The sequence below is a fragment of the Roseibium aggregatum IAM 12614 genome, from assembly GCF_000168975.1.
GTDB classification, from domain to species: domain Bacteria; phylum Pseudomonadota; class Alphaproteobacteria; order Rhizobiales; family Stappiaceae; genus Roseibium; species Roseibium aggregatum.
On sequence record NZ_AAUW01000001.1, the window covers coordinates 241,877 to 268,300 of the forward strand.

Sequence of the window (26,424 nt, forward strand, 5' to 3'; positions counted from 1 at the left end):
TCGCGGTTTGGGAGGATCGCGCCATGACAAATCTGGTGAGGATGACGGGGATCGAAAAACGCTTCCCCGGCGTGCATGCCCTCAAGAATGTCAGCTTCGACCTGAACAGCGGTGAAGTGCACGCGCTGATGGGAGAAAACGGCGCCGGCAAGTCGACGCTGATGAAGATCCTGTCCGGCATTTACCCAAAGGACGGCGGTGAACTGCTGGTCAACGGCCAGGCGGTCGAGATCGACGGCCCCAGAGCCGCGCAGGCGCTCGGCATCGGCATCATTCACCAGGAACTCAGCCTGATGAACGACCTGACGGTTGCCCAGAACATCTTCATCGGCCGGGAACCGCGCAAGCGTTTCGGCCGTCTGGACGAGGTGGCGCTCAATGCCGGGGCGCTTGAGATCTTCAAGTCGATGAACCTGAAGATGAACCCGAAGACGATTGTCGGCGAACTGACCATTGCGCGCCAGCAGATGGTCGAGATCGCCAAGGCGCTGTCCTACCGCTCCCGCGTTCTCATCATGGACGAGCCGACTGCCGCACTGAATGACGCGGAAATCGCCGAACTCTTCACCATCATCCGCCGCCTGAAGGCCGATGGTGTCGGTATCATCTACATCAGCCACAAGATGGACGAACTGAAGCAGATCGCCGACCGGGTGACGGTCATGCGCGATGGCGCCTATGTCGGAACGGTCGATGCGGCGGAAACGCCCGTTTCCAAGATCATTTCCATGATGGTTGGCCGGGAGTTGACCAGCGAAGCCATCGTCATCCCTGATCTGTCCAATGCGGAGACCGTGCTGGATGTGCGCGGGCTGAACCGGGGCCGCGAGATCCGCGATGTCAGCTTTTCCGTCAAGAAGGGCGAGATCCTGGGTTTCGCCGGGTTGATGGGCGCCGGGCGGACGGAAGTGGCGCGTGCCATTTTCGGCGCAGACCCGCGCGACAGCGGCGAAATCCGGGTTCACGGCACGCCCCGCTCGATATCGAAACCCTCCGACGCGGTGCGCGCAGGGATCGGGTATCTCTCCGAGGACCGCAAGCATTTTGGCCTTGCCACCGGCATGGATGTGCGCACCAACGTGGCGCTGGCCAGTCTGGACCGTTTTTCCAGCCGGTTCGGTGTCCTGCGTGAAGACGCCATGCGCCAGACTGCGCAGGACTATATCGCCAAGCTGGAAATCCGCACGCCGTCCGACAGGCAGGAAGTCCGGCTGCTCTCCGGCGGCAACCAGCAGAAGGTCGTCATCGCCAAATGGCTTTACCGGGATTGCGACATCCTGATCTTCGATGAGCCGACCCGTGGCATCGACGTCGGCGCCAAGTCGGAAATCTACAAACTGCTGAAAGCATTGGCGAATGAGGGCAGGGCGATCATCGTCATATCCTCGGAATTGCCTGAAATCATGCGGCTCAGCCATCGCATCGCCGTCATGTGCGAAGGGCGGCTGACCGGCATCCTGCCGGGAGGTGAAAGCACCACCCAGGAAGACATCATGCACCTGGCGACGCTTCGGGCGCCATCCATGCAGCCAGAAGGATACCAGCAATGACCGCCGTCAATCCGTCCTCTTCGCCGTCGCTCGTTGCACGTCTGATCGAGACCGGGGCGCACCAGAAATTGCTGGCCTTCGCCAGCCTGGTTCTTTTGCTGATCGGCTTCTCGATCGCATCGCCCAACTTCATGCAGACCTCCAACATGATCGCCATCCTTCAGGCGACCTCCGTCAATGGCGTGCTGGCGGTTGCGGCAACCCTGGTAATCATCACGGGCGGTATCGATCTGTCCGTTGGAACCTTGATGACATTCTGTGCGGTGATAGCAGGCGTCGTGCTGACAAATCTCGGCATGCCGTTGCCGCTTGGCGTGATTGCCGCCATTGCAACGGGGGCTCTCTGCGGCCTGTGTTCGGGCACCTTCATTGCAAAAATGAAAATCCCGCCCTTTATCGCGACACTCGGCATGATGCTGATCCTGAAAGGCCTGTCGCTGGTGATTTCCGGAACCCGGCCGATCTATTTCAACGACACGCCGGGCTTCGACCTGATTTCCCGCGGTTCGCTGATTGGTGACATTTTTCCGGCTCTGCCGATCCCGAACGGGGTTCTGATCCTGTTCCTGGTGGCCGGGGCCGCATCCTACATTCTCGGCCGCACGGTTCTTGGCCGCTATACCTTCGCGCTGGGCTCCAACGAAGAGGCGGTCCGCCTGTCCGGCGTCAACACCGATTTCTGGAAGATGTCGGTCTACGCCCTGGCTGGCTCCATCTGCGGCATCGCCGGCATCCTGATCGCATCGCGCCTCAACTCTGCCCAGCCTGCGCTCGGCCTGGGGTATGAGCTGGAAGCCATCGCGGCTGTCGTGATCGGTGGCACATCGCTGTCCGGCGGCCGCGGCACGGTTCTGGGCACCTTGATCGGAGCGCTGATCATGGCTGTCCTGACCAACGGTTTGCGCGTCCTGTCCGTCGCCCAGGAGTGGCAGACGGTGGTGACCGGCGCAATCATCATCCTGGCCGTTTACGCGGACATGGTGCGCAGGCGCAAAGCCTGAGTGAAACCACAAGAGGGCGACAATGCCCCGACTATCGGACCTTCCGTCCGTTTCTACCAAAGGAGAGGAATATGCTGAACAGACGTACTCTTATCGGAGCCGCAAGCGCAGCCGCTCTGATGCTTTCGGGTAACTTCGCCTTCGCCCAGGAGACCTACATTCCGCTGATCTCCAAGGGCTTCCAGCACCAGTTCTGGCAGGCCGTGAAGGCCGGTGCAGATCAGGCCGCCTCGGAAATGGGCGTTACGATCACCTTCGAAGGCCCGGACAACGAGACCATGGTCGACCGCCAGATCGACATGCTGGCCGCTGCGCTCGCCAAGAACCCGACGGCTATCGGCTTCGCGGCTCTCGACAGCCAGGCGGCCATTCCGCTGCTGAAGCAGGCTCAGGAAAAGGGCATCCCGGTCATCGCTTTTGACAGCGGTGTCGACAGTGACATTCCGGTGTCGACCGCATCCACCGACAACATCGCAGCCGCCGCTCTGGCCGCAGATAAGATGGCCGATCTGATCGGCGGAGCTGGCCAGGTCGCCGTCGTGGCACATGACCAGACCAGCCGAACCGGCATCGACCGCGTGGATGGTTTTGTCAACCAGATGAAGGCGAAGCACCCGGATATCGAGGTGGTGACCGTTCAGTACGGTGGCGGCGACCATCTGAAGTCGACCGAACTCACCAAGGCCATCCTGACGGCCAACCCGGACCTGAAGGGCATCTTCGGTGCCAATGAAGGCTCGGCCCTGGGTGTCGTCAACGGTGTCTCCGAAATGGGCAAGTCCGACGTCGTCATCATCGGTTATGACAGCGGCAAGGCCCAGAAGGATGCCATCCGCAATGGCGTCATGGCGGGTGCGATCACCCAGAACCCGGTCGGTATCGGCTACGAGACCGTGAAAGCGGCGCTTGAAGCCTCTCAGGGCAAGGAAGTTCCCGCCCACATCGATACCGGCTTCTACTACTACGACAAGTCCAACATTGACGATCCGAAGATCGCTGCTGTCTTGTACGACTGATCGATTTTGTCGTAACCAAACCCATCGAGCCCGGTTGCATCTGCGACCGGGCTCCAACCATGCAAGGACGATCCTTTATGAAATTGCTGAGATATGGCGCGCCGGGACAGGAAAAACCCGGTGTTCTCGATGCCGACAACCGTGTTCGTGACCTGTCTTCCGTTGTCGCGGATATTTCCGGCGATGCTCTGCTGCCTGAAAGCATTCAGCGCCTTCAGGGGCTTGATGTCGCTTCTCTGCCGCTGGTTGAAGGAACACCCCAGCAGGATCTGCGCGTCGGACCTTGTGTCGGCAACATTGGCAAGTTCATTTGCATCGGCCTCAACTACGCCGACCACGCTGCCGAATCCGGCATGGACGTTCCGCCGGAACCGGTGGTCTTCAACAAGTGGACCTCAGCCGTCGTTGGTCCCGATGATGACGTGAAGATCCCGCGCGGATCGCAGAAGACCGACTGGGAAGTCGAGCTCGGCGTCGTGATCGGCAAGGGTGGTGCCTATATCGAGGAAGCCGATGCGATGAGCCATGTCGCCGGCTTCTGCGTCGTCAACGATGTGTCCGAACGCGAATTCCAGATCGAACGCTCCGGCACCTGGGACAAGGGCAAGGGCTGCGATACCTTCGGCCCGATCGGCCCCTGGCTGGTGACGCCGGATGAAGTCGGCAACTTCGACGATCTCGGCATGTGGCTGGAAGTCGACGGCAAGCGCTACCAGAACGGTTCCACCAAGACCATGGTCTACCGCGTGCCCTTCCTGATTTCCTATCTCAGCCGCTTCATGAGCCTGCAGCCGGGAGACGTCATCTCCACCGGCACGCCTCCGGGCGTCGGCATGGGCCAGAAGCCGCCGGTCTATCTGAAGGGCGGCGAAGTCATGACACTGGGCGTCGACAAGCTGGGCAGCCAGACCCAGAAGGTCACCAAGGCCTGATCCCTCAGGCTTCACCACGTAGAGTTACGGCCGAATGCGGTAACGCGTTCGGCCGTCGGCGTATGTTGGCACGGCCCAGGTCAAAACGCCTGAAGCCGGGCAGGTGGCAGCCCGCTATTGTCCGGAAAGCCTGGACAACAGCACGGCAACGCTTTTGACCTGAAACTTCTTCAGGAGCCTTGCCCGCACGTCCTCGACAGTTCTGGGGGAAAGATTCAGCACGCGCCCCATTTCCTTGCTGGTCTGGCCCTGGGACAGGAGCAGCAGAACGTCGCGCTCGCGCGGTGTCAGTTTCGGACCCGCGGCTGCATTGTCGATCAGGGCGAAACTCAGGACGATCCGCGCCAGCGGTGTTTCCGGCGTCAGGGTGCGGGCCCGGAACCGGCACCAGATCGGCGTTCCATCGGAACGCCGCATCAGCCGTTCGTCCGTATAGGGCAGCGACCGGCGCAGGGGCTCCAGACCGATGTCGCGAATCTGGTGGAACTCCTGGTCCGTGCCGTAAAGCAGCCGGAAACTCTGGCCGATCAACTGATCCTTCTTGAACCCGAACATCTCCACGAATGTCTGGTTGCAGGCGCGGATGATGCGGTTCTCGGTCAGCGCAAGGCCCATGGGGGCATTTTCAAAAGCGAGTTGGTCGAGGTCTTCCATGGTTCACCGTGTTCCTACGGTATTGGCACCGTAGATTGACGGTAGCATAGTTCTCGCCTGATTTTCCAACGGGAGGTGGGACAGGATGGCGCTTGCAGACGATCTGATCCGTGAAATTGACGGAAGACGCGAAGATCTGATCGCGCTGACGCAGGACCTTCTGCGTATTCCCACGCTCAACCCTCCCGGCGAGAACTACCGGGAAATCTGCGACTATCTTCAGAAGCGACTGTCCAGGTCCGGTTTCGACATCGAACTGATCCGGGCCCACGGCACACCGGGCGACAGCGACAGATATCCGCGCTGGAACATCATCGCGCGCCGCGATGGCGACCGCCCCGGCGAATGCGTGCATTTCAACAGTCATATCGATGTGGTCGACGTTGGCCACGGCTGGACGAAAGATCCCTTCGGTGGAGAACTCATCGACGGCAAGATCTATGGCCGGGGTGCCTGCGACATGAAGGGCGGCCTTGCCGCCAGCATCGTCGCGGCCGAGGCTTTCCTGGCGGTCTGCCCGGATTTCGCCGGGGCCATCGAGATCAGCGGCACGGCGGACGAGGAATCAGGTGGCTACGGCGGCGTCGCCTATCTCGCAGGCAAGGGCTACTTCAGCCCGGACCGGGTTCAGCATGTCATCATTCCCGAACCGCTCAACAAGGACCGTATCTGCCTCGGTCACAGAGGCGTCTGGTGGGCGGAACTGGAAACCTTCGGGGAGATCGCCCATGGCTCGATGCCGTTCCTCGGTGATTGCGCCGTCCGGCACATGGGCGCGGTGATCGACGAAATGGAGCAGAGCCTGTTTCCGGCGCTTGCGCAAAAGCGAACCGAAATGCCTGTGGTCCCGGAAGGGGCCAAGCAGTCTACGCTCAACATCAATTCCATCCACGGTGGCCAGTCGGAAGGTGAAGCGGATTTCACCGGCCTTCCGAGCCCCTGCGTGCCGGACAGTTGCCGGATGGTGATCGACCGCCGGTTCCTGCTGGAGGAAAACATCGACGACGTGCAGGCGGAAGTTCTGGAAGTGCTGAAGACGGTCGAAGGCCGGCGCGACAAGTTCCGCTATGACCTGCGCGAATTGCACAGGGTGCTGCCGACCATGACGGAAAAGGACGCACCCGTCGTGCGGACCGTCGCCAAGGCGATTGCCGAGACCATGGGCCGTGAAGCGGAGTATGTCGTCAGTCCGGGCACATACGACCAGAAGCACATCGACCGCATCGGTAAACTGAAAAATTGCATCGCCTATGGCCCGGGCATTCTGGATCTGGCACATAAACCGGACGAATATGTGGGAGTGGATGACATGCTCGATTCTGCGAAGGTGATGGGCCGTTCGCTGATCGAGCTGTTGGCAAGGCCTTGCGAAAGCAGCCTCAATAAAGGGGGAAGTCATGCGTTTGCGTAAGTTTGGATTGGGTCTGGTCAGTGCTTTGGCACTGGCAGCGAGCATGGGAGTGGCCCATGCAAAGAGCGATATCGTGGTGGCCATGCAACTGGAACCGCCTCATCTGGACCCGACTGGTGCCGCTGCGGGCGCGATTGATTCCGTTCTTTATTCCAACGTCTTCGAAGGGCTGACCCGCTTCGGCCCCGATGGCTCGGTCAACCCGGGCCTTGCCGAAAGCTGGGAGATTTCCGAGGACGGCAAGACCTACACCTTCAAGCTGCATGAAGGCGTGAAATTTCATGATGGATCGGATCTGACGGCAGACGACGTCAAGTTCAGTCTGGATCGTGCACGCGCCGACGATAGCCAGAACGCGCAAAAGGCGCTGTTCACCGGCATCGAAACCGTCGAAGTGGTTGATCCGCTGACCGTGAAAGTGACGCTCAAGGAGCCGAACGGCAGTTTCCTGTTCAACATGGCCTGGGGCGATGCGGTTATCGTCGCGCCGGAATCCATCGGCGATATCAAGAGTAAGCCAATCGGCACGGGTGCCTTCAAGTTCACCAACTGGGTGCAGGGCGACCGTATCGATCTGGAAAAGAACGCCGATTACTGGGGTGAACCGGCGAAGCTCGACAAGGTCACCTTCAAGTTCATTTCCGATCCGACGGCGGCCTTTGCTGCCGTGATGGCGGAAGACGTCAATGCTTTTGTCGGTTTTCCGGCACCGGAAAACCTGCCGCAGTTCGAAGCCGATTCCCGCTTCCAGGTGCTGGTCGGCTCGACCGAAGGCGAGACCATTCTTGCCGCCAACAACAAGCTGCCGCCGCTCGACAACATCAAGGTGCGTGAGGCGATTGCCCATGCGGTTGACCGGCAGGCGATCATCGATGGCGCCATGTTCGGCTACGGCACGCCGATCGGCACCCATTTCGCGCCGCATAGTCCTGATTACGTCGATCTGACGGCGAACAGCCAGTACGATCCGGAACTTGCCAAGAAGCTGCTGGCCGAGGCCGGTTACGCGGAGGGGTTCACCACCACGCTCAAGCTGCCGCCGCCTTCCTACGCCCGCCGTGGCGGGGAGATCATCGCGGCACAGCTGCGCGCTGTCGGCATCGAAACCGAGATCAGCAATCTGGAATGGGCGCAGTGGCTGGAACAGGTGTTCAAGGGCAAGGATTTTGGCCTGACGATCGTCAGCCATACCGAGCCGATGGATATCGGCATCTATGCCCGGCCGGACTACTATTTCCAGTATGACAATGCGGACTTCCAGAAGCTCTTTGCCGATCTGACGGCGGAGGACGATCCGGAAAAACGGTCAGTCTTGTTGAAACAGGCCCAGGAGATGATCTCCAAGGATTACGTCAACACCTACCTGTTCCAGCTCGCGTTCCCGACCATCGCCGATGCCAAGATCAAGGGCCTCTGGGAAAACCAGCCGACCCAGGCAACGGACCTGACGGCGGTCTACTGGGAAGACTGATCCGAACTGCACAGAAGATGCCCGCGCCGGGTGTGCGGGCATCTTTCATCCCTCCTTTCCTTTTGACGGTATCTGACTGCCGATAGGCACGCGACGCGTTCATGCTGCAATATTTCCTGAAACGCCTTCTGTCTCTGGGGCTCAGCCTCGTGGCTGCGTCGGTGGTGATCTTCCTGGCTCTTGAAGTGGTGCCCGGTGACCCGGCATCCTACATGCTTGGCCTCAACGCTCAAGAAGACACGCTGGCCGCGCTGCGACAGGAGCTGGGCCTCGGCGGCAGTCTTTTTGAGCGCTACGCAACCTGGGCCGGGGGGCTTCTCGTCGGCGATTTCGGAACGTCTTACACCTACCGAACGCCGGTCGCCGGCATGATTGCCGACCGGCTCTGGGTGTCCTTGCCGCTGGCGCTTTATGCCCTGGTCCTGAGCACGTTGATTGCCTTTCCGGCCGGCATTTGGGCTGCCTCGCGCCGGGGCTCCCATGCCGATGGCGCCGTCATGGGTGTCACTCAGCTCGGCATTGCCATTCCCAATTTCTGGTTCGCGATGCTGATGGTGCTGGTCTTCGCCATCAATCTGCGCTGGTTTTCCGCCGGCGGGTTTCCGGGCTGGGACGCTGGCTTCTTCGTGGCCCTGAAGGCGCTGACCCTGCCGGCCATTGCACTCGCGCTGCCACAGGCAAGCATTCTGACACGGGTCATGCGCTCCAGCCTGCTCGACACGCTGGGAGAGGATTTCATCCGCACGGCCCGGGCCAAGGGGCTCAGCAAAGGGCAGGCGCTCTGGCGCCATGCAGTGCGCAACGCGCTCATTCCAGTGCTGACCATCCTCGGGCTGCAATTCTCCTTCCTGCTGGCGGGGGCCATCATCATTGAGAACGTCTTCTTCCTGCCGGGGCTCGGCAGACTGGTCTTCCAGTCAATCAGCGCGCGCGATCTGATCGTGGTCGAAAGCGTCGTGATGCTGCTGGTGTTTGCAGTGATCGTCGTCAACTTTACCGTCGACATGGCCTATGCTTGGGTCGATCCGAGATTGCGGAGGCGCCGTTGATGAGCCTCCTGTTCCACAGCCGCACCCTGCTTCCGGGCGCCGTTTTGACGCTTCTGTTCACGGCTGCCGCGCTGATCAGCCTCGTTTGGGTGCCGTATGACACGACGGTGGTGGATATCGCCAACCGGATGAAGCCGCCAAGCTGGCTGCATCCCTTCGGCACCGATCAGTTCGGGCGGGATATTCTCAGCATGATCATGGTGGGCGCGCGCACCTCCATCGCCGTTGCGCTGGTGGCCGTCGGCATCGGCATGGCCGTCGGTGTCCCGCTTGGTCTTGCCGCTGCTGCCAGAAAAGGTGGTCTGATGGACGAGATCATCATGCGCGCCAATGACCTGGTATTTGCGTTCCCGAGCCTTCTGATCGCGGTCATGATCACCGCCGTCTTCGGTGCATCGGCGCTCAACGCCATCATTGCCATCGGCATCTTCAACATCCCGGTGTTCGCGCGCCTGACGCGAGGCGCTGCACTGTCGCTCTGGAACCGGGAGTACATTCTGGCAGCTCGGGTGGCGGGCAAGGGCTCGGCGCGCATCTCGCTGGAACATATCCTGCCCAACGTCGCCAATCTCCTGATCGTTCAGGGCACGATCCAGTTCTCACTCGGCATTCTGGCCGAGGCCGGCCTCAGCTATGTCGGTCTTGGCGCGCAGCCTCCCACTGCAAGTTGGGGCCGTATGCTGGCCGACAGCCAGACAATGATATCGCTTGCGCCCCATCTGGCGCTGTTTCCGGGCCTTGCCATCCTGTTGACTGTCCTCGGTCTGAACCTGCTGGGCGATGGCCTGCGTGACAGTCTCGACCCGAAACTCAGGAGAGCCCGCACATGAGCCGCTCCGAAACCGGCCTCCTTTCGATACAGGACCTGTCGCTTTCCATTCATGGGCTGCCGATCCTGAAGAACGTTTCCATGGACGTGGCGCCGGGCCGCATTCTGGGCGTCATCGGCGAGAGCGGCTCGGGCAAGTCGATCACGGCCTTTTCCGTGCTGCAACTGTTGCCGGGAGGTGCGTCCTGCACTGGGTCGATCACCCTGTCCGGCAAGGACATCCTTTCGCTCAGCGAGGCCGAATTATGCGGTCTGCGCGGGAGGGACGTCGGCATGGTCTTCCAGGAGCCCATGACCGCGCTCAACCCGCTGAAGACCATTGGCGATCAGGTAGCCGAGACGATCCTGATCCACGAGCGTGTTTCGAAAGCCGAAGCGATGGTGCGGGCAGCCGATGCCCTGCGCCGGGCGGAGCTGCCGCAGGAGCGGTTCCCGCTCAGCCGGTATCCGCACGAACTCTCCGGCGGTCAGCGGCAGAGGGTGGTCATCGCCATGGCGATTGCGCTGCGGCCCAAACTCCTGATTGCCGATGAACCGACCACGGCGCTGGATGTCACCACCCAGGCACAGATCCTGGATCTTCTGAAGCGTCTTGTCGCCGAGGGCGGCATGGGCCTGGTGCTGATCAGTCACGATCTCGCCGTCGTGGCCGATCTTGCCGACGATCTGGTTATCATGCGCCAGGGCGAGGTGGTCGAAAGCGGCCCGGCGAAAGCGCTCTTCGGCAATCTGCAACACCCTTATTCGCGCGCACTGCTGGAAGCCTCGGCCCATGTGCCGGAACGCCGCCAGGAGGTGCTGGACCTGCCTCTGCTGCAGGTGCGCGAAGTCGTGCGCGATTATACCGGGCACACACATGGCTGGTGGGGCAAGACCACGCAGTTTCGAGCCGTTGACGGTGTCAGCTTCGAGATCCGCAAAGGCGAAAGCCTTGGTCTTGTCGGCGAATCCGGTTGCGGAAAATCCACGCTTACGCGGGCGATCCTCGGCCTTGAGGAGGTGCAGGGCGGCGAGATCCTGTTCGACGGCCTGCCGGTCTTCACCCATCACCATGCCAACCAGATCGTGCGCCGGCGCATGCAGGTGGTGTTCCAGGATCCCTATGGCAGCTTCAATCCGCGCTGGAAGGTGGACAGGCTGATCACCGAACCGTTCCATCTGCTTGCTAACCCGCCCAAGGGGGCCGAGCGCGACAGGGCCATTGCCGAAGCTCTTGAAAGCGTCGGATTGAGCGCGGCCGATGCCCAAAAGTACATTCACGAATTTTCCGGCGGCCAGCGGCAGCGCATCGCGATCGCGCGCGCCCTCATCATCAAGCCCGACCTGATCATTCTGGACGAAGCGGTCTCGGCGCTGGATGTGTCCGTCCGTGCCCAGGTGCTGGATCTTCTGGCGGACCTGGCCGGAAGATTTGGCCTGACATACCTCTTCATCAGCCACGATCTCAGCGTGGTCCGCTCGATCACCGACCGGGTGCTGGTGATGAAATCCGGCAAGATCGTTGAGGAAGGTCCGACGAACACCGTCTTCGACCGGCCCAGCCACCCATACACACAACAACTTGTTGCCGCCGCGCCGGTTCTGCCGGCCGGTATCGCTTGAGGGAGAAGCTCATGACACAGGAACTGGACCTTTGGTTCGATCCGGCCAAGTGCCTGATCGGCGGAAAATGGGTGGCCCCTGTGGGAGGCGGCGAACTGCCGCTGAACGATCCGTCGACCGGTGCACGCATCGGGGCGATTGCCCGCGGCGGGGCGGAGGATATTGAAGCTGCGGTCGAGGCGGCGGAAGCTGCCATGGCGGGGGAGTGGGGCCGGACAAACGCTGCCGAACGCGGCCGGTTTCTGTTTCGCCTGCGCGAACTGGTGCTGGAAAAGGTCGACCATCTGGCGCGGATCGAATCCATCGACGTCGGCAAGCCGCTGAAACAGGCACGCGCCGATGCCGTCGCACTTGCCCGCTATCTGGAATTTTATGGCGGGGCAGCCGACAAGCTTCACGGCGAAACCATTCCGTATCTCGACGGCTACACGGTCTACACCTTGCGCGAACCGCATGGCGTCACGGGACATATCGTGCCGTGGAATTACCCGATGCAGATCATCGGCCGATCTGTCGGCGCAGCCTTGGCAACGGGCAATGCCTGTGTGCTGAAACCGGCGGAAGATGCCTGCCTGACAGCGCTCGCCTTTGCGGATCTCGCCCGTCAGGCCGGTCTGCCGGAAGGGGCGTTGAATGTGGTTCCGGGGCTCGGGGCCGAAGCCGGTGCAGCCCTGACGGCTCATCCGCGCGTCCACCACATCTCCTTCACCGGGTCGGTCGCGACCGGCGTTCAGGTGCAGATGGCAGCGGCAAGAAATGTTGTGCCGGTCACGCTGGAACTCGGCGGCAAGTCGCCTCAGCTTGTGTTCGAGGATGCCGATCTCGACGCTGCCCTGCCGTTCCTTGTGAATGCGGGCATTCAGAACGCCGGGCAGACCTGCTCGGCGTCCTCACGCATACTGGTGCACAAGTCTGTCCTGGACCAGGTGACCGAACGCATGGCGGCTCGCTATGGGGCGCTGAAGGTCGGACCGGCACTCAACGATCTTGATGTCGGGCCGCTGATCTCGTCAAAGCAGAAGGGCATCGTCTCGAGTTTTCTGGACCGGGGCGCAGATCTTCAAAAGGTGGCGGAAGGTGCCCTGCAGGACGCTCCGGACGGCGGAAACTACGTCTGCCCGACCCTCTTTGCCGGCGTTTCACCCGGCCACGTGCTGGCGCGGGATGAGATCTTCGGTCCGGTGCAGGTGATCATTCCCTTTGACGACGAGGACGAAGCCATCGCCATTGCCAATGGCACGGACTACGGCCTCGTCGCGAGCCTTTGGACCCGCGACGGAGCGCGCCAGATGCGGCTCGCCAGGAAGATCCGCACCGGCCAGGTCTTCATCAACAACTACGGTGCCGGTGGCGGTGTCGAACTGCCGTTCGGCGGCATGGGCAAATCCGGCCACGGCCGGGAAAAAGGCTTCGAGGCACTCTACGGCTTCACCACGCTGAAGACCGTGGCAGCGTTTCACGGGTAATGGGCCGGGATGCTCCGGTTCGTTGCGCCAAAAGAACAATCGAATGTAGCTCCCCGGTCCCGGCTCGCGTTTCGCTTGGCCGGGATGACGCTGGAGAGCATGGAACCAAGATCGGGAGGTTTGCATGAGACTTGAAGGAAAGAAGGCGATTGTCACGGGCGGGGCCTCGGGCTTTGGCGCTGGGATCGTGCGCAAGTTCGCGGCAGAAGGCGCCAAGGTGATGGTCGCCGACCTGAACCTGGAGCTTGCCGAGGAAATTGCCGCTGAAGTCGGCGGTCTGGCCATCAAGGCGGACGTCTCCAGCAACGACAGTGTCAGCCACATGGCCGACGTTGCCTCGTCTCTTCTCGGCAGCGTTGACATTCTGGTCAACAATGCAGGCATCACGCATCTGCCGAAGCCGATGCAGGAGGTCACCGAAGAAGAGTTTGACCGGGTGATGGCGGTCAATTGCAAGTCGGTCTATCTGACGGCCAAGCACTTCGTTCCGGCCATGACGGAAGCCGGCAAGGGCGCAATCCTGAATGTTGCCTCCACCGCAGGCCTCAGCCCGCGTCCGCGGCTCAACTGGTACAACGCCTCCAAGGGGTGGATGATCACCGCGACGAAGACAATGGCCGTGGAACTGGCTCCTTCGGGTGTTCGGGTGAACGCAATCTGCCCAGTGGCCGGCGAGACGCCGCTCCTGAAAAGCTTCATGGGGGAAGACACGCCTGAAATACGGGCCAAGTTCCTGTCCACCATTCCCATCGGCCGCTTTTCCACGCCCGAAGACATGGGCAACGCCGCCTGTTTCCTGTGCTCGGACGAGGCAGGCATGATCACGGGCGTTGCGATGGAAGTCGACGGCGGTCGCTGCATCTGAGGATTGATCAGCCTCGGCCGGATCCTGTATCGGCATGTCCCAACAGACTTGCGCGACATCGAGACGGCTGAAGGAAGACAATATCATGAAGCGATACACCGGAGGCTGCCTGTGCGGAAACGTCAGGTTTGTGGCAGAGGGCGAACCGTATCGGGTCGGCCTTTGCCATTGTCTCGACTGCCGCAAGCATCACGGGGCTTTGTTTCACGCCTCGGCTGTGTTTCCGCAGGATGCCGTAACGGTTGAAGGCCAGACAGAGGCTTATCAGGGGCGGTCTTTCTGCCCGCGCTGCGGCTCGTCGGTCTTTTCCCAGTCCGGCGACGAAATGGAACTGCATCTGGGTGCGCTCGATGCCCCTGATCAGTTGACGCCGACCTATGAACTCTGGACCGTCCGCCGCGAAGCCTGGTTGCCGGAGTTTCCGATTTCCCGACACTACGAGCGTGACAGGGAAAACGAGGGCCGCGAGGAGTAGGGCGCGCTCCAGGTTCAAAGACTTCCGCGCAGCCCTCCGGTGTCTACCCGGGCGAGCATCGCGAGACCGGGTGTCTACGCATTTTCAGAGCGGCCGAGTTTTCAAGAAATACTGACGCGATCAAACCCGGGCTTGGTGCTGGTTGGATAGTGAGCAGGCGCAGATCCGGGGTGCGCTTGTCCTGGGTAACACCCTTTGAAACGACGAAGCCTGTAACTTTCGCGCATTATGATTTCCAGTTTATGCATCCGTGAATGACTGCGTCTCACGTGTTCGGCGGGATGCGGGAGCACCGGATTCGATCCTCTTTAGTGCCGCCGGAACGCTCTCAGACAAATTTTTCTCACGTTTAAATTCAGGCGAAAGACGCTGAAATCGCTTGCTAATTTTACGCATGAAATGAATGCATTCAAAAAAATGAAACGTTTCATATTGACGTCCCATTTCGACCGTGCTTTCAATTATCGAGCCTGATAGCGCCCTTGGAATGGCGTGAGAGGTGCAGCCTTTTTGGGAGGAAAATCATGAAGTTATTGAAAATCGCTGTTGCGGCAGCGACAGGCCTCGCTTTGCTCGGTGGAACCGCTCTCGCTGATGACAAGCCGGTGGTTGGCCTGATCATGAAATCGTTGGCCAACGAGTTCTTTCAGAACATGATGGTGGGTGCAGAAGAGCATCAGAAGCGCCGTGGCGACTATGAGCTCAAGGCCGTTGGCATGCAGAACGAGACCGACTTTGAATCCCAGATCAATGCGGTCGAGAACTTCATCACGCAGGGCGTCGACGCCATCGTGGTTGCGCCTGCCGACAGCCGCGCCATGGTCCGTCCGCTGAAAAAGGCGATGGAAGCCGGTATCGTCGTGGTGAACTTCGACGTGGCGCTTGATGAAGAAGCCAAGAAACAGCAGGGCGTTGAGCTGGCCTTCGTCGGACCGGACAACCGGGGCGGCGCCAAGCTTGCCGGCGACGCTCTCGGCAAGAAGCTGGGCGAGGGCGGCAACGTCGTCATCATCGAAGGCAACCCGGGTGCGGACAACGCCACGCAGCGCCGTCTGGGCTTTGAAGATTCCGTTGCCGAATACAAGCTCGACCTGCTCGACAGCCGGACCGCGCATTGGGAAACCGAAGAAGCCAACCAGGTCTTCGCCACCATGCTGACGGCTCATCCCGACATTCAGGGCGTGATGGCAGCCAATGATTCCATGGCCATCGGCGTTGTGAAGGCCCTGGAAAGCGCTGGCCGCACCGACATCGAAGTGGTCGGTTTCGACAATATTCCCGCTGTCGGTCCGATGATCGAAGACGGCCGGATGCTGGCAACCGTCGATCAGTTCGGCACCGACATGGCGGCCAATGCCATCGACATGGCGCTCGACGTCGTTTCGACCGGTGAACAGCTTCAGGGCTGGGTCAAGACCCCGATCGAATTGGTGACTGCGAAGTAAGCAGTCTCAAGAACGCTCCCGCCCGGTCAGCTTTAGGGCGGGAGCTGTTTATCCATCAAAAAAACGACTGGACGCACCATGGCAGCAGCATCGCTTGCCGCAGCGCCCGCCGCTGCACCGGACCGGGCTTTCCTGACGGTCGAGGGTCTGAAGAAGCATTTCGGTGGCGTCAAGGCGCTGGACGGGGTCAGCTTTTCGCTTGATGAAGGCGAGGTCCATGCGCTCGTTGGGGAAAACGGCGCGGGAAAATCGACCCTCATCAAGATCCTTTCCGGCGTGTTTCCCTACGATGCCGGGCAGATTGTCCTGGCGGGTGAGGCGTATCGGCCTTTGAGCCCGCATGACGCCAAGGATCACGGCGTCCAGGTGGTTCATCAGGAATTCAACCTGCTGGAACATCTCACCATCGCCGAAAACATCTCCATCGAGCAATTGCCGAAGAACAGCTTCGGTCTTCTGGACCGCAAGGAAATGAACCGGCGTGCCCGCAAGGCCCTGGATGCAATCGGCCTGACGGATGTGGACGTCACCGCGCCGGTGCGCTCTCTCGGGATTGCCCATCGCCAGCTTGTCGAAATTGCCCGGGCGCTTCAGTCTAAAAGCCGGATCCTGATCCTGGACGAACCGACAGCAACCCTGACGGAACGCGAGACCAAGCGTCTGTTCGACATCGTCGCCGGCATCAAGGCAGACGGCGTCACCGTTGTCTTCGTCTCCCACCATCTCGATGAAGTCTTCGCCATTTGCGACCGGGTCACGGTGTTTCGAAACGGCAAGACCATTGCGACCGATCTCATCAGCGAGACCACCCCGGAAGGGGTAGTGCAGCGGATGGTGGGGCGCAAACTGGCAGCCGAGCAGGAAGAACACCCCGATCGCCATGCCCTGGGCGAAAGTGCGCTGCGGCTGGAGAACCTTGTGACCGCCGCAAATCCCGGATCCACCGGAGTTTCGCTTGACCTGCGCTACGGCGAGATCGTCGGGATCTCCGGACTCGTCGGCGCTGGCCGCACGGAGATCCTGCGCGGCATCTTCGGCATCGATCCGCCGCAATCCGGCAAGATCTTTCGCGATGGTGCGGAAGTGCGTTTCAAGGGCCCGCGCGATGCCATCGCTGCCGGGATCGGATTTGTCACCGAAGACCGCAAGGACGAAGGCCTCATTCTGGGAATGCCCATTGCTGCGAATATCTCGCTGGCGAACATGGGGTCCGTTTCCCGTTCTGGGCTATTGAAGCTGGCGGAGGAAACGCGCCAGGCCGTTGCAAGCGCTGCCCGGCTCACCCTCAAATACGGCCGCACCTCGGACCCCGCCTCAAGCCTGTCCGGCGGCAACCAGCAAAAGGTTGTTCTGGCCAAATGGCTGGCGCGCAATCCGAAGGTTCTGCTGCTCGACGAGCCGACACGCGGTGTCGACGTTGGCGCCAAGGCGGAAATCTACGCCATCCTGAAGGACCTTGCCCGCGAAGGTGTGGCTCTGCTTGTGGTCTCTTCGGAAATGCCGGAGCTGATGACGCTGGCCGACCGCATTCTGGTGCTTGCCGAACATGAGATCCAGGGCGAAGTGAAACGCCCGGATTTCTCTGAAGAAAACATCCTGAAACTGGCCTACGGGCAAACGCCGGGCGCCGGGGAAAACGACAAATGACAACCGAAACCTTGAGTGAAACGGCTGCCGCAGCGCCGAAGTTCTCCATCCGGACGGTGCTGCACAATGCCGGGATCGGTCTGGCCCTCTTGGCGCTGATCGTCTTTTTCTCGCTCTTCACCGAGCACTTTCTGACGCCGAACAACATCACCAACATCCTGACCCAGATCACCATCAATCTGGTACTGGCCGTCGGCATGACGTTCGTGATCCTGATCGGCGGCATCGATCTGTCCGTCGGGTCTGTGATGGCCTTTGCTGCTGTTGTTGCCGGCAAGGCGATTACATTGCCCGGCTTCGGCCCGGCGGAAGCCATCGCGCTTGCTGTTGTCGCGGCCACGCTGACCGGCGTCTTCTGCGGCTTTCTGAACGGTGCCATCAGCGCCTACTGGTCGCTGCCGTCCTTCATCATCACGCTCGGCATGTTGAACATTGCCCGCGGCGCGGCACTGCAGGTGTCCGAAGCTCAGACGATCTATTCTTTCCCGTTCGCCTTCGAGGAATTCGGATCCGCCATGATCTACGGCGTGCCGGTGGTGTTCCTGGTGGCGCTGGTTCTGGTGTTCATCGCCTGGTTCGTGCTGAATTTCACGGTCTTCGGCCGCTTGATCTACGGCATCGGCAACAACGAGGAAGCCGTCCGGCTCGCCGGTCATTCGGTGGCCCGCTACAAGATTGCGGCCTTCACCATCTGCGGTCTGACGGCCGGTATTGCCGCCGTCGTCTATATGGCGCGTCTCAATATCTCCAGCCCGATTGCCGGTATCGGCTTTGAACTCAACGCCATTGCCGCCGTCATCATCGGGGGCACCAGCCTCAGCGGCGGGCGGGGATCTGTCATCGGCACGCTGCTGGGCGCCTTCATCATCGGTGTTCTCGCAAACGGTCTCATCCTGATCGGCCTCAGCGACTTCATGCGCCAGATGATCACCGGCGTCGTCATCATCGTTGCCGTCATCCTCGACTACTACCGTGCAAAGTACGCCGCCAAATGAAACGCACAGCCCTGTTGAACCGCCACCTGAGTGCGCTTGTTGCCTCTCTCGGGCATATGGACGAAATCGTGGTTGCCGATGCAGGCCTGCCCGTGCCTGCCGGGGTGAGTGTCATTGATCTGGCGGTCACGCCTGGCGTGCCCACCTTCCGGGAATTGCTTGCCGCGCTGCAATCCGAACTCGTGATCGAAGGGGCCGTCTGGGCTGAGGAAGCATCTGACGAACTTTCTTCCCTGATGCAGCGCGAAGTGGATTTCTGGGCGTCGGAAACAGGCAAGGAGATCACCGTTTCAAGGCTGTCGCACGAGGCTTTCAAGCACCGGACGCAAAAGGCCAGGGCCGTGATCCGCACCGGCGAGGTTACCCCCTACGCCAACATCATTCTTATCAGCGGAGTTGCGTTTTGACGTCCGTTACCGTTGTCGGCAGCATCAATATCGACCTCACCAGCTATCTCGACCGCTGGCCGAAGATCGGTGAGACCATCTCCGTTCGCGAAACCGTCACCTCGCTGGGCGGGAAAGGGGCAAATCAGGCCGTCGCCGCCGCCCGGTTGGGCGCAGATGTCAATTTCATCGGGTCCGTCGGCAAAGATGGTTTTGGTGCGGAAGCCGCAGCAGCTCTGCGGCCTGAAGGGGTTGCGACCCTGCTGGAGGAAATGCCGGAAACGGCAACCGGTCTCGCGTTCATCGATGTCGGCCCGGACGGGCAGAACGTTATCCGACTTTCCGCCGGGGCCAACGGCCGGTTGTCGCCGGATGCGGTTTCAAAATATGCAGATATCCTCCGCCAAAGCCGTGTGCTGCTGCTTCAGAACGAAATCAGCCTGGAAACATCGCTGGCAGCCGCGCGGCTAGCCCGCGAGGCTGGCGCGCTGGTGATCATGGACCCAGCACCCGCACCAGAGCCGGCCTGGCCCACTGACGTGCTGACTGCCTTCGACATTCTGACGCCAAACGCGGGCGAGGCTGGTGGCCTTTTGGGAACTGAACCTCGATCGCTGGCAGAGGCGCGCGAGGCAGCCGGTGCCTTGCAGAATCTCGGTTTGCGCGGTGCCATCGTCACCATGGGGGCGGACGGTGTGGCCTGGTCCGTCGACGGCAGCTCGGGCGCCTTGCCGGCCCCGAAGGTGCACAGCATCGATACGGTTGCCGCCGGCGATTGTTTCAATGGCGCATTTGCCGCCTGGATGGCTATAAACAAGCCGATAGAAGAGGCAATTGCATTCGCCATGCAGGCGGCAGCCCTGGCGACCACCCGCAAGGGAGCGGCTGCTTCACTGCCGCGTCTGGACGAGTTGGAGGCATTCCCCGTCCAGCGGATCGCCTGAATGAATTCAATTGCTTGATCCTGTCATCGAGGAGTGGTTCAAGGAAGGCATCGCCTGGGGCGCGGGGAGACACGCAAGACATGCCAACAATCAAAGACGTTGCACGCAAAGCCGGTGTGTCCGTTGGTACTGTCTCGCGCGTTCTGTCGAAAAATGAAACGGTCAAGCAGCCGCTGAAGGAACGCGTGCTCGCGGCGATGCGGGAGCTGGACTACAAACCCAACCTTGCCGCCCGGGCTCTGCGCACCAACAGCATCGACGTGATCGGCCTTGTGGTGCCGGATATCACCAACCCGTTCTTTTCCCAACTTGCCAAGAACATCGAAATGGAAGCCGCAAAACGGGGCCACTCCGTGATGTTGGCCAACTCTCATGATGATGCGGATGCCGAGCAGACGCAGATCACGGCTCTGCTCGACAGGGCCGTGTGCGGGGTTATCGTCGTGGCGACATCCGATGGCGGCCAGACACACAAGGCCGATGTCCCGATTGTCTCTCTCGACCGCCGGTTCGGACCCTATCCGCTTGTCGCGACCGATCATTTTGACGGTTCGGCGAAGATTGCCGATCATCTCGTCGGCCTCGGCCATCGCCGGATCGCCTATATCGCCGGCCCGCAATCCATGGAAGTCGCGCGCCAGAGGCAGGAGGGCTTCGTTGCCCGGATCAGGGCCCTGTCGACACCGGATGATCCGATCACGCTCACTGTTCACGAAGGCCATTTCGATTACGACAGCGGCGAGGACATCGGCCGGGAAATCCTGAAAGACACCTCAAGCGAGACCCGCCCCACCGCCATTGCCGCTGCCAGCGACCAGCAGGCCATCGGCGTCCTGCGCTGCGCCCGCGACCTGAAGATTGCCATTCCGGCGGATCTGTCCGTCACCGGGTTCGATGACATCGCACTGGCAGCTCTCGTCGTCCCGCGTCTCACCACCTTGCGTCAGCCCATCGAGCAACTGGCAAAATGTGCGGTTGAACGGATCTTTGCGGGTGAAGCGGCAGCCGACGAAGCCATCGCCGGGGAGATCGTGGTGCGGGAATCGACAGGGAAGGTCTCAGCCTCCTGACAGGCGATCGATGCGACCAGACCGCAGGGTTGCCAGACCCGATAGCCGGACTGAAGATCGTTGCATTTATTTATTTCAAGCTTGAAATTTTAGGCTTGAAATAAATACGTCCCTGTGGTTCGCTGAAGCATACCACAGCAGGGGAGTTTCGTATGCGGATTGCTTGTCTGGGCGGAGGACCTGCCGGTCTCTATTTCGCCATCTCGATGAAACTGCGAGACCCGTCCCACGAGATCGACGTGATCGAGCGCAACCGCGCCGACGATACGTTCGGCTGGGGCGTGGTGTTGTCCGACGAGACCTTGCAGAATCTTGCCGTCAACGACCCCGTGAGTGCCAAGGCCATCGGTGAGAACTTCGCCTATTGGGACGACATCGCCCTGCATATGCGCGGAGAGCGTCTTGTCTCCACCGGGCATGGTTTCTGCGGCATCGGTCGCATGAAATTGCTGCTGCTCCTTCAGGAGCGCGCCCGCGAGCTCGGCATCAACCTGAAATTCGAAACCGAGGTCGACAGCGCCGAGGACTACCGCAAGGACTACGATCTTGTGGTTGCCAGCGACGGTCTGAATTCCAAGACCCGGACTCTCTATCAGGACACCTTCAAGCCGGATATCGACCAGCGCCTGTGCCAGTTTGTCTGGCTCGGAACACATCAGAAATTTGCTGACGCCTTCACCTTCATCTTCGAGGAAACCGAGCACGGCTGGGTCTGGGCGCACGCCTACCAGTTCGACGACGAGACGGCGACCTTCATCGTCGAATGCACGCAGGAAACCTTCGATGCTTTCGGCTTCGGCCAGATGAGCCAGGAAGAAAGCATCCGGACCTGCGAGGAGATCTTCAAGGATCACCTTGGCGGCCATCCGCTGATGACCAATGCCAAACACATCCGGGGCTCCGCCTGGATCCGGTTCCCGCGCGTCCTTTGCGAGAAGTGGAGCCATGAGAATGTGGTGCTGCTTGGCGATGCCGCCGCAACCGCGCATTTCTCCATCGGTTCCGGCACCAAACTTGCTTTTGAATCGGCGATCGCTCTAGCGGAATATCTGCATACCGAGCCGGACATGGCCGCTGCCTTCAAGCGTTACGAGGAAGACCGGCGACTGGAAGTGCTTCGCCTCCAGTCGGCAGCACGCAACTCGCTGGAATGGTTCGAGCATGTCGAGCGGTATCTCCATCTCGATCCGGTCCAGTTCAACTACTCCATGTTGACCCGGTCCCAGCGCATCAGCCACGAAAACCTGCGGCTGCGCGACCCGAAGTGGCTGGAGTCTGCCGAACGCTGGTTCATGAGTCAGGCGGGCGTGTCGCCGAACTCGCCTGTGCGTGCACCGATGTTCACGCCGTTCAAGCTGCGTGAAATGGAGCTGAAGAACCGCATCGTCGTCTCGCCGATGGCCCAGTACAAGGCCGTTGATGGCGCACCGACCGACTGGCACATGGTCCATTACGCCGAGCGTGCCAAGGGCGGTGCAGGTCTCGTCTTTGTCGAGATGACCTGCGTCAGCGCCGAAGGCCGGATCACACCGGGTTGCCCGGGGCTCTATGCGCCCGAACACGAGGCGGCCTGGAAACGGCTGACCGATTTCGTGCATGCCGAAACCGACGCCAAGATCTGTTGCCAGATCGGCCATTCCGGCCGGAAGGGCTCAACGCGGATTGGCTGGGAAGGCATGGACAAGCCTCTTCATGACGGCAACTGGGACCTTGTTTCCGCATCCGCCATTCCCTGGTCGGAGGGCAACGCGGTGCCGCGCGAAATCACGCTGGCCGAGATGGACGAGATCAAGGCTCAGTTCGTCTCTGCTGCAGAAATGGCCGAGCGGGCCGGCTTCGACATGATCGAGCTGCATGCCGCCCACGGCTATCTGCTGTCGTCGTTCATTTCGCCGGTTTCCAACGCCCGGACGGATGAATACGGCGGATCGCTGGACAACCGGATGCGCTGGCCGCTGGAAGTCTTCAATGCCATGCGGGCCGTCTGGCCCGAGCACAAGCCGATGTCGGTGCGCATTTCCGCCTGCGACTGGGTGGGCGAGGAAGGCATCACGCCGGACGACGCGGTCGAGATCGCCCGCCGCTTCCGGGCTGCCGGTGTCGATCTGGTCGACGTTTCCGCCGGTCAGACAACGCCGAAGGCACGTCCGGTCTATGGCCGCATGTTCCAGACGCCGTTCTCCGACCGCATCCGCAACGAAGGCGGGCTGCCGACCATGGCTGTCGGCAACATCTATGAGGCAGACCACGCCAACTCGATCCTGATGGCAGGCCGTGCGGATCTTGTGGCCGTCGGCCGTCCGCATCTGGCGGATCCCTACTGGACGCTGCATGAGGCTGCCAAGATCGGTGACCGCAACGCCACGGATTGGCCGCTGCCCTATCTTGCCGGCCGCGACCAGATGTGGCGTCTGGCCGACCGGGAAGCGGAGATGCTGAAGGTATGAGCGTCGAAGGCCGCCATATCCTCGTGACCGGTGGCGGAAGCGGCGTCGGTGCCGCTTGTGCCCACCTCTTCGCCGACAAAGGCGCGAAGATCACCATTTTCGGCAGGACGGAAGCAAGCCTGGCTGAGCAGAAGCTGCCCTATCAGGTCTGCGATGTCACCGACGCGCAGGCCGTTCAGGCAGCCGTCGACGCAGCCCGGCAGATGAACGGCCCGGTGGATGTGGTGATCGCCAACGCCGGGGCTGCCAGCAGCAAGCCTTTTGCCCGTACCACGGCGGAAGATTTTCAGGCCATGCTGGCGGTCAATCTCTTCGGCGTGTCCAATGTCTGGCAGGCAGTCCTGCCAGACATGAAGGCAAACGGGTGGGGCCGGATGATCGCGATTGCCTCCACCGCCGGTCTGCGCGGTTATCCCTATGTGAGCGCCTATAGCGCCGCCAAACACGCGGTTGTCGGTCTGACACGCTCTCTGGCACGCGAGCTGGCCAGAACCGGCATCACGGTCAATGCCATTTGCCCGGGCTTCATCGAGACACCTCTGTTGCAGCGCTCCATCGACACGATCGTCGAAAAGACCGGCATGAGCCGGGAAGCTGCGGCGGACAGCCTGAAAGCGGATAATCCACAGGGACGGTTCATCCAGGTTTCGGAAGTTGCCGAAGCCGCTCTCTATCTGTGTTCTGATGGCGCTGTGTCCGTAAACGGTCACGCGCTGACACTTTCGGGAGGGGAACTGTGATGGCGGAAACTGCAGCAAAACAGGAAGCCTTGTCCAAGACGCGCCTGCGTCTGTGGCTAAAGCTTTTGAAATCCGTCAATGGCATTGAGGCCGAGATCCGCCGGAACCTGCGTGACCAGCATGGCACGACGCTGCCGCGGTTCGACGTCATGTCCGCGTTGGCCCGCTTTCCCGATGGCCTGAAAATGTCGGAATTGTCGACGTTTCTGAAGGTGTCAAACGGCAATGTCACCGGCATCGTCGACAAGCTGACTGAAGATGGCCTGGTTCTGCGCGTTGCCGTTCCGGGTGACCGGCGAGCCCAGGTGGCCCGGCTGACGCCCAAGGGCAAAGCCGCCTTCGAGGAACTGGCCGCCAATCATGAAACCTGGATCGACGAACTGCTCGAAGGCTGGGCAGCGGAAGATATCGCTGCGCTTTCGAGCCGGCTCGATCTGGTCCTGAAACGTCAAAGCCAAGAGGAGAGTGGCAATGCGAAGTGACGTGACGCATTTCAAATGTGAGATCGCGAACGGCATTGCGCGCATCGCGCTCGACCGGCCGGAACGAAAGAACCCGCTTACCTTCGAAAGCTACGCCGAATTGCGCGACTGGTTCCGGGATCTCGTTTATGCAGACGATGTTCATGTAGTGGTGATCCTGCCGAACGGAGGCAACTTCAGCTCCGGCGGTGATGTGCACGACATCATCGGCCCGCTGACGAAAATGAACATGAAGGAGCTCTTGGCCTTCACCCGCATGACGGGCGATCTGGTGAAAGCCATGCTCAATTGCGGCAAGCCGATCATTTCGGCGGTGGACGGCATCTGTGCCGGCGCCGGTGCGATCATGGCCATGGCCTCCGATCTGCGTGTTGCGACACCGGAGGCCAAGGTTGCCTTCCTGTTCAACAGGGTCGGCCTTGCCGGTTGCGACATGGGCGCCTGCGCGATCCTGCCACGGATCATCGGCCAGGGCCGGGCGGCGGAGCTGCTTTATCTCGGCCGTTCGATGAAGGCCGAGGAAGGTCATGCCTGGGGGTTCTTCAATGCGGTGGTCCCGGCGGATGAGCTGGACCAGGCAGCCATGGATATGGCCGGCCGCATTGTTTCCGGTCCGACCTTCGCCAATTCCATGACCAAGACCATGCTGGCACAGGAATGGTCCATGGGGCTGGATCAGGCCATCGAAGCGGAAGCACAGGCCCAGGCAATCTGCATGCAGGGCAATGACTTCCGCAGGGCTTACGAAGCTTTCGTCAAGAAAGAAAAGCCGGTGTTCGAGGGCGATTGATGTCGGATAAATCTTTTCTCCGCTGGCCGTTCTTCGAAGACCAGCACTGGAAACTTGCCGAGGATTTGGAGATATGGGCAGGTGCACATCTGGCTGATGTCGATCACACGGATACGGACGCAGCCTGCCGTCATCTGGTGACGGCCCTGGGCGACGCAGGGTTTTTGAAGCATAGCGGCGCGCCGGATGGCAAGCTGGATGTGCGCAGCCTCTGCCTCATCCGCGAAACGCTGGCCCGTCATGATGGTCTTGCCGACTTTGCCTTCGCCATGCAGGGCCTTGGCACCGGCGCCATCTCCCTGTTCGGCACGGACGAACAGAAAGCCGAGTGGCTGCCGCTCACGCGCAGCGGCAAGGCGATCTCCGCCTTCGCCTTGACCGAACCTCAATCCGGCTCGGACGTTGCAAACTCGACCATGACCGCCACCGACGATGGCGATGCCTATGTGCTCGACGGCGAAAAGACCTGGATTTCCAACGGCGGTATCGCCGATGTCTATACGCTCTTTGCAAGAACCGGCGAAGCACCCGGCGCAAAGGGCCTGTCCGCTTTCATCGTGACGCCAGACCTTAAGGGTTTCGAGGTCGTCGAACGACTGGAAACAATCGCGCCCCATCCGCTTGCCACGCTGCGTTTCACCGGCTGCCGCGTTCCCAAGAAGAACATGATCAGCACGCCGGGTGCAGGCTTCAGAATTGCCATGTCGGTTCTGGATATCTTCCGCTCGACAGTCGCCGCCGCTGCCCTGGGCTTTGCCCGCCGGGCGCTGGACGAGGCGCTTTCCCGGGTCACGACGCGTGAAATCCAGGGCTCGCCTCTGTTCGATCTGCAACTGGTGCAGGGGCATATCGCTGACATGGCGCTCGATGTCGATGCCGCAGCCCTTCTGATTTATCGCGCTGCCTGGACCAAGGATAGCGGCGCTCCTCGCGTGACGCGCGAAGCTGCCATGGCGAAACTCTTTGCCACCGATCAGGCGCAGAAAGTCATCGACAAGGCCGTGCAGCTTCACGGCGGCGACGGCGTCCGTTCGGGCACGCAGGTCGAAAAGCTCTACCGTGAAATCCGTGCCCTACGCATCTACGAGGGTGCGTCGGACGTCCAGAAAATCATCATCGCGCGCCAGACCCTTGGCGCCTTTCAGGGAGACTGATGC

General features: G+C 61.0%; 24 protein-coding genes. 23 read left to right on the top strand and 1 reads right to left on the bottom strand.

The annotated features are described in order from the left end of the window. Positions 1–23: 23 nt before the first annotated feature. The 4 genes from SIAM614_RS01110 to SIAM614_RS01125 all read left to right on the top strand — a co-directional run bounded on the left by SIAM614_RS01110 (position 24) and on the right by SIAM614_RS01125 (position 4,499). The gene (locus SIAM614_RS01110; RefSeq protein WP_006931375.1) at positions 24–1,550 is read left to right on the top strand and encodes a sugar ABC transporter ATP-binding protein; all 1,527 of its coding nucleotides are present in this window, start codon (positions 24–26) and stop codon (positions 1,548–1,550) included. After that, positions 1,547–2,551, top strand: coding sequence for an ABC transporter permease (locus tag SIAM614_RS01115; protein ID WP_006931376.1), 1,005 nt, complete (start codon positions 1,547–1,549; stop codon positions 2,549–2,551). The genes SIAM614_RS01110 and SIAM614_RS01115 overlap by 4 nt, the downstream gene beginning before the upstream one ends. A 71-nt stretch (positions 2,552–2,622) precedes the next feature. After that, positions 2,623–3,567: an ABC transporter substrate-binding protein gene (locus SIAM614_RS01120; RefSeq protein ID WP_006931377.1), complete on the top strand. Its 945-nt coding sequence runs from the start codon at positions 2,623–2,625 to the stop codon at positions 3,565–3,567. Positions 3,568–3,644: 77 nt separating this feature from the next. Continuing rightward, entirely contained in the window at positions 3,645–4,499 is an 855-nt protein-coding gene (locus tag SIAM614_RS01125; protein WP_006931378.1) for a fumarylacetoacetate hydrolase family protein, read from the top strand. A 114-nt stretch (positions 4,500–4,613) separates the two neighbouring features. Here the strand turns inward: SIAM614_RS01125 and SIAM614_RS32850 are convergent, their stop codons facing one another. Beyond that, complete coding sequence (locus SIAM614_RS32850) at positions 4,614–5,153, bottom strand: PAS and helix-turn-helix domain-containing protein (protein WP_040438712.1); 540 nt, start codon at positions 5,151–5,153, stop codon at positions 4,614–4,616. An 85-nt stretch (positions 5,154–5,238) separates the two neighbouring features. On the opposite strand from SIAM614_RS32850, the gene SIAM614_RS01135 reads away from it, so the two are divergent. The 19 genes from SIAM614_RS01135 (at position 5,239) to SIAM614_RS01225 (ending at position 26,421) form a co-directional block, all read left to right on the top strand. Next, on the top strand, positions 5,239–6,564 hold the full coding sequence (locus SIAM614_RS01135; RefSeq protein ID WP_006931380.1) for an acetylornithine deacetylase/succinyl-diaminopimelate desuccinylase family protein: 1,326 nt from the start codon (positions 5,239–5,241) through the stop codon (positions 6,562–6,564). Beyond that, entirely contained in the window at positions 6,551–8,035 is a 1,485-nt protein-coding gene (locus SIAM614_RS01140; RefSeq protein ID WP_040438714.1) for an ABC transporter substrate-binding protein, read from the top strand. Before SIAM614_RS01135 ends, SIAM614_RS01140 begins: the two co-directional genes overlap by 14 nt. Positions 8,036–8,136: 101 nt before the next feature. Beyond that, the gene (locus SIAM614_RS01145; protein WP_006931382.1) at positions 8,137–9,084 is read left to right on the top strand and encodes an ABC transporter permease; all 948 of its coding nucleotides are present in this window, start codon (positions 8,137–8,139) and stop codon (positions 9,082–9,084) included. Continuing rightward, complete coding sequence (locus tag SIAM614_RS01150; RefSeq protein ID WP_006931383.1) at positions 9,084–9,914, top strand: ABC transporter permease; 831 nt, start codon at positions 9,084–9,086, stop codon at positions 9,912–9,914. Before SIAM614_RS01145 ends, SIAM614_RS01150 begins: the two co-directional genes overlap by 1 nt. Further along, on the top strand, positions 9,911–11,515 hold the full coding sequence (locus SIAM614_RS01155) for an ABC transporter ATP-binding protein (protein ID WP_006931384.1): 1,605 nt from the start codon (positions 9,911–9,913) through the stop codon (positions 11,513–11,515). Before SIAM614_RS01150 ends, SIAM614_RS01155 begins: the two co-directional genes overlap by 4 nt. An 11-nt stretch (positions 11,516–11,526) precedes the next feature. Continuing rightward, on the top strand, positions 11,527–12,981 hold the full coding sequence (locus tag SIAM614_RS01160) for an aldehyde dehydrogenase family protein (RefSeq protein WP_006931385.1): 1,455 nt from the start codon (positions 11,527–11,529) through the stop codon (positions 12,979–12,981). A 124-nt stretch (positions 12,982–13,105) separates the two neighbouring features. Beyond that, positions 13,106–13,846 (top strand): SDR family oxidoreductase, encoded by a 741-nt coding sequence (locus SIAM614_RS01165; protein WP_006931386.1) that lies wholly within the window; start codon positions 13,106–13,108, stop codon positions 13,844–13,846. 85 nt (positions 13,847–13,931) lie between these two features. Continuing rightward, positions 13,932–14,321 (top strand): GFA family protein, encoded by a 390-nt coding sequence (locus SIAM614_RS01170; protein ID WP_006931387.1) that lies wholly within the window; start codon positions 13,932–13,934, stop codon positions 14,319–14,321. 524 nt (positions 14,322–14,845) lie between these two features. Next, positions 14,846–15,766: a sugar ABC transporter substrate-binding protein gene (locus tag SIAM614_RS01175; RefSeq protein WP_040438718.1), complete on the top strand. Its 921-nt coding sequence runs from the start codon at positions 14,846–14,848 to the stop codon at positions 15,764–15,766. Between the two features lie 78 nt (positions 15,767–15,844). Beyond that, positions 15,845–17,413: a sugar ABC transporter ATP-binding protein gene (locus SIAM614_RS01180; protein WP_006931389.1), complete on the top strand. Its 1,569-nt coding sequence runs from the start codon at positions 15,845–15,847 to the stop codon at positions 17,411–17,413. Further along, positions 17,410–18,408 (top strand): ABC transporter permease, encoded by a 999-nt coding sequence (locus SIAM614_RS01185; RefSeq protein ID WP_006931390.1) that lies wholly within the window; start codon positions 17,410–17,412, stop codon positions 18,406–18,408. The genes SIAM614_RS01180 and SIAM614_RS01185 overlap by 4 nt, the downstream gene beginning before the upstream one ends. Beyond that, positions 18,405–18,815 carry a D-ribose pyranase gene (gene rbsD / locus SIAM614_RS01190; RefSeq protein ID WP_006931391.1) on the top strand — a complete coding sequence of 137 codons (411 nt, stop codon included), beginning with the start codon at positions 18,405–18,407 and terminating at the stop codon, positions 18,813–18,815. Before SIAM614_RS01185 ends, rbsD begins: the two co-directional genes overlap by 4 nt. Continuing rightward, the gene (rbsK, locus tag SIAM614_RS01195; RefSeq protein ID WP_006931392.1) at positions 18,812–19,738 is read left to right on the top strand and encodes a ribokinase; all 927 of its coding nucleotides are present in this window, start codon (positions 18,812–18,814) and stop codon (positions 19,736–19,738) included. The genes rbsD and rbsK overlap by 4 nt, the downstream gene beginning before the upstream one ends. Before the next feature lie 80 nt (positions 19,739–19,818). Further along, the gene (locus SIAM614_RS01200) at positions 19,819–20,808 is read left to right on the top strand and encodes a LacI family DNA-binding transcriptional regulator (RefSeq protein WP_006931394.1); all 990 of its coding nucleotides are present in this window, start codon (positions 19,819–19,821) and stop codon (positions 20,806–20,808) included. Between the two features lie 152 nt (positions 20,809–20,960). Continuing rightward, the gene (locus tag SIAM614_RS01205; protein ID WP_006931397.1) at positions 20,961–23,255 is read left to right on the top strand and encodes a bifunctional salicylyl-CoA 5-hydroxylase/oxidoreductase; all 2,295 of its coding nucleotides are present in this window, start codon (positions 20,961–20,963) and stop codon (positions 23,253–23,255) included. Then, entirely contained in the window at positions 23,252–23,995 is a 744-nt protein-coding gene (locus SIAM614_RS01210; protein WP_006931400.1) for an SDR family NAD(P)-dependent oxidoreductase, read from the top strand. The genes SIAM614_RS01205 and SIAM614_RS01210 overlap by 4 nt, the downstream gene beginning before the upstream one ends. Continuing rightward, a complete protein-coding gene (locus SIAM614_RS01215) occupies positions 23,995–24,477 on the top strand; it encodes a MarR family winged helix-turn-helix transcriptional regulator (protein ID WP_006931402.1) in 483 nt (160 codons plus the stop codon). The genes SIAM614_RS01210 and SIAM614_RS01215 overlap by 1 nt, the downstream gene beginning before the upstream one ends. Next, positions 24,467–25,267 (top strand): enoyl-CoA hydratase family protein, encoded by an 801-nt coding sequence (locus SIAM614_RS01220; protein ID WP_006931403.1) that lies wholly within the window; start codon positions 24,467–24,469, stop codon positions 25,265–25,267. Before SIAM614_RS01215 ends, SIAM614_RS01220 begins: the two co-directional genes overlap by 11 nt. Next, a complete protein-coding gene (locus SIAM614_RS01225; protein ID WP_006931404.1) occupies positions 25,267–26,421 on the top strand; it encodes an acyl-CoA dehydrogenase family protein in 1,155 nt (384 codons plus the stop codon). The genes SIAM614_RS01220 and SIAM614_RS01225 overlap by 1 nt, the downstream gene beginning before the upstream one ends. Positions 26,422–26,424 lie beyond the last annotated feature (3 nt).

Excerpts from the sequence above, each read along its gene's own strand:
- SIAM614_RS01120 (WP_006931377.1), top strand. The coding sequence starts at position 2,623 with ATGCTGAACAGACGTACTCTTATCGGAGCCGCAAGCGCAGCCGCTCTG.
- SIAM614_RS01175 (WP_040438718.1), top strand. The coding sequence starts at position 14,846 with ATGAAGTTATTGAAAATCGCTGTTGCGGCAGCGACAGGCCTCGCTTTG.
- SIAM614_RS01225 (WP_006931404.1), top strand. The coding sequence starts at position 25,267 with ATGTCGGATAAATCTTTTCTCCGCTGGCCGTTCTTCGAAGACCAGCAC.
- SIAM614_RS01205 (WP_006931397.1), top strand. The coding sequence starts at position 20,961 with ATGCGGATTGCTTGTCTGGGCGGAGGACCTGCCGGTCTCTATTTCGCC.
- SIAM614_RS01180 (WP_006931389.1), top strand. The coding sequence starts at position 15,845 with ATGGCAGCAGCATCGCTTGCCGCAGCGCCCGCCGCTGCACCGGACCGG.
- SIAM614_RS01140 (WP_040438714.1), top strand. The coding sequence starts at position 6,551 with ATGCGTTTGCGTAAGTTTGGATTGGGTCTGGTCAGTGCTTTGGCACTG.
- SIAM614_RS01155 (WP_006931384.1), top strand. The coding sequence starts at position 9,911 with ATGAGCCGCTCCGAAACCGGCCTCCTTTCGATACAGGACCTGTCGCTT.
- SIAM614_RS01170 (WP_006931387.1), top strand. The coding sequence starts at position 13,932 with ATGAAGCGATACACCGGAGGCTGCCTGTGCGGAAACGTCAGGTTTGTG.
- SIAM614_RS01165 (WP_006931386.1), top strand. The coding sequence starts at position 13,106 with ATGAGACTTGAAGGAAAGAAGGCGATTGTCACGGGCGGGGCCTCGGGC.
- rbsD (WP_006931391.1), top strand. The coding sequence starts at position 18,405 with ATGAAACGCACAGCCCTGTTGAACCGCCACCTGAGTGCGCTTGTTGCC.
- SIAM614_RS01160 (WP_006931385.1), top strand. The coding sequence starts at position 11,527 with ATGACACAGGAACTGGACCTTTGGTTCGATCCGGCCAAGTGCCTGATC.
- SIAM614_RS01200 (WP_006931394.1), top strand. The coding sequence starts at position 19,819 with ATGCCAACAATCAAAGACGTTGCACGCAAAGCCGGTGTGTCCGTTGGT.
- SIAM614_RS01150 (WP_006931383.1), top strand. The coding sequence starts at position 9,084 with ATGAGCCTCCTGTTCCACAGCCGCACCCTGCTTCCGGGCGCCGTTTTG.
- SIAM614_RS01115 (WP_006931376.1), top strand. The coding sequence starts at position 1,547 with ATGACCGCCGTCAATCCGTCCTCTTCGCCGTCGCTCGTTGCACGTCTG.
- SIAM614_RS32850 (WP_040438712.1), bottom strand. The coding sequence starts at position 5,153 with ATGGAAGACCTCGACCAACTCGCTTTTGAAAATGCCCCCATGGGCCTT.
- SIAM614_RS01135 (WP_006931380.1), top strand. The coding sequence starts at position 5,239 with ATGGCGCTTGCAGACGATCTGATCCGTGAAATTGACGGAAGACGCGAA.
- SIAM614_RS01185 (WP_006931390.1), top strand. The coding sequence starts at position 17,410 with ATGACAACCGAAACCTTGAGTGAAACGGCTGCCGCAGCGCCGAAGTTC.
- SIAM614_RS01110 (WP_006931375.1), top strand. The coding sequence starts at position 24 with ATGACAAATCTGGTGAGGATGACGGGGATCGAAAAACGCTTCCCCGGC.
- SIAM614_RS01215 (WP_006931402.1), top strand. The coding sequence starts at position 23,995 with ATGGCGGAAACTGCAGCAAAACAGGAAGCCTTGTCCAAGACGCGCCTG.
- SIAM614_RS01210 (WP_006931400.1), top strand. The coding sequence starts at position 23,252 with ATGAGCGTCGAAGGCCGCCATATCCTCGTGACCGGTGGCGGAAGCGGC.
- SIAM614_RS01145 (WP_006931382.1), top strand. The coding sequence starts at position 8,137 with ATGCTGCAATATTTCCTGAAACGCCTTCTGTCTCTGGGGCTCAGCCTC.
- SIAM614_RS01125 (WP_006931378.1), top strand. The coding sequence starts at position 3,645 with ATGAAATTGCTGAGATATGGCGCGCCGGGACAGGAAAAACCCGGTGTT.
- SIAM614_RS01220 (WP_006931403.1), top strand. The coding sequence starts at position 24,467 with ATGCGAAGTGACGTGACGCATTTCAAATGTGAGATCGCGAACGGCATT.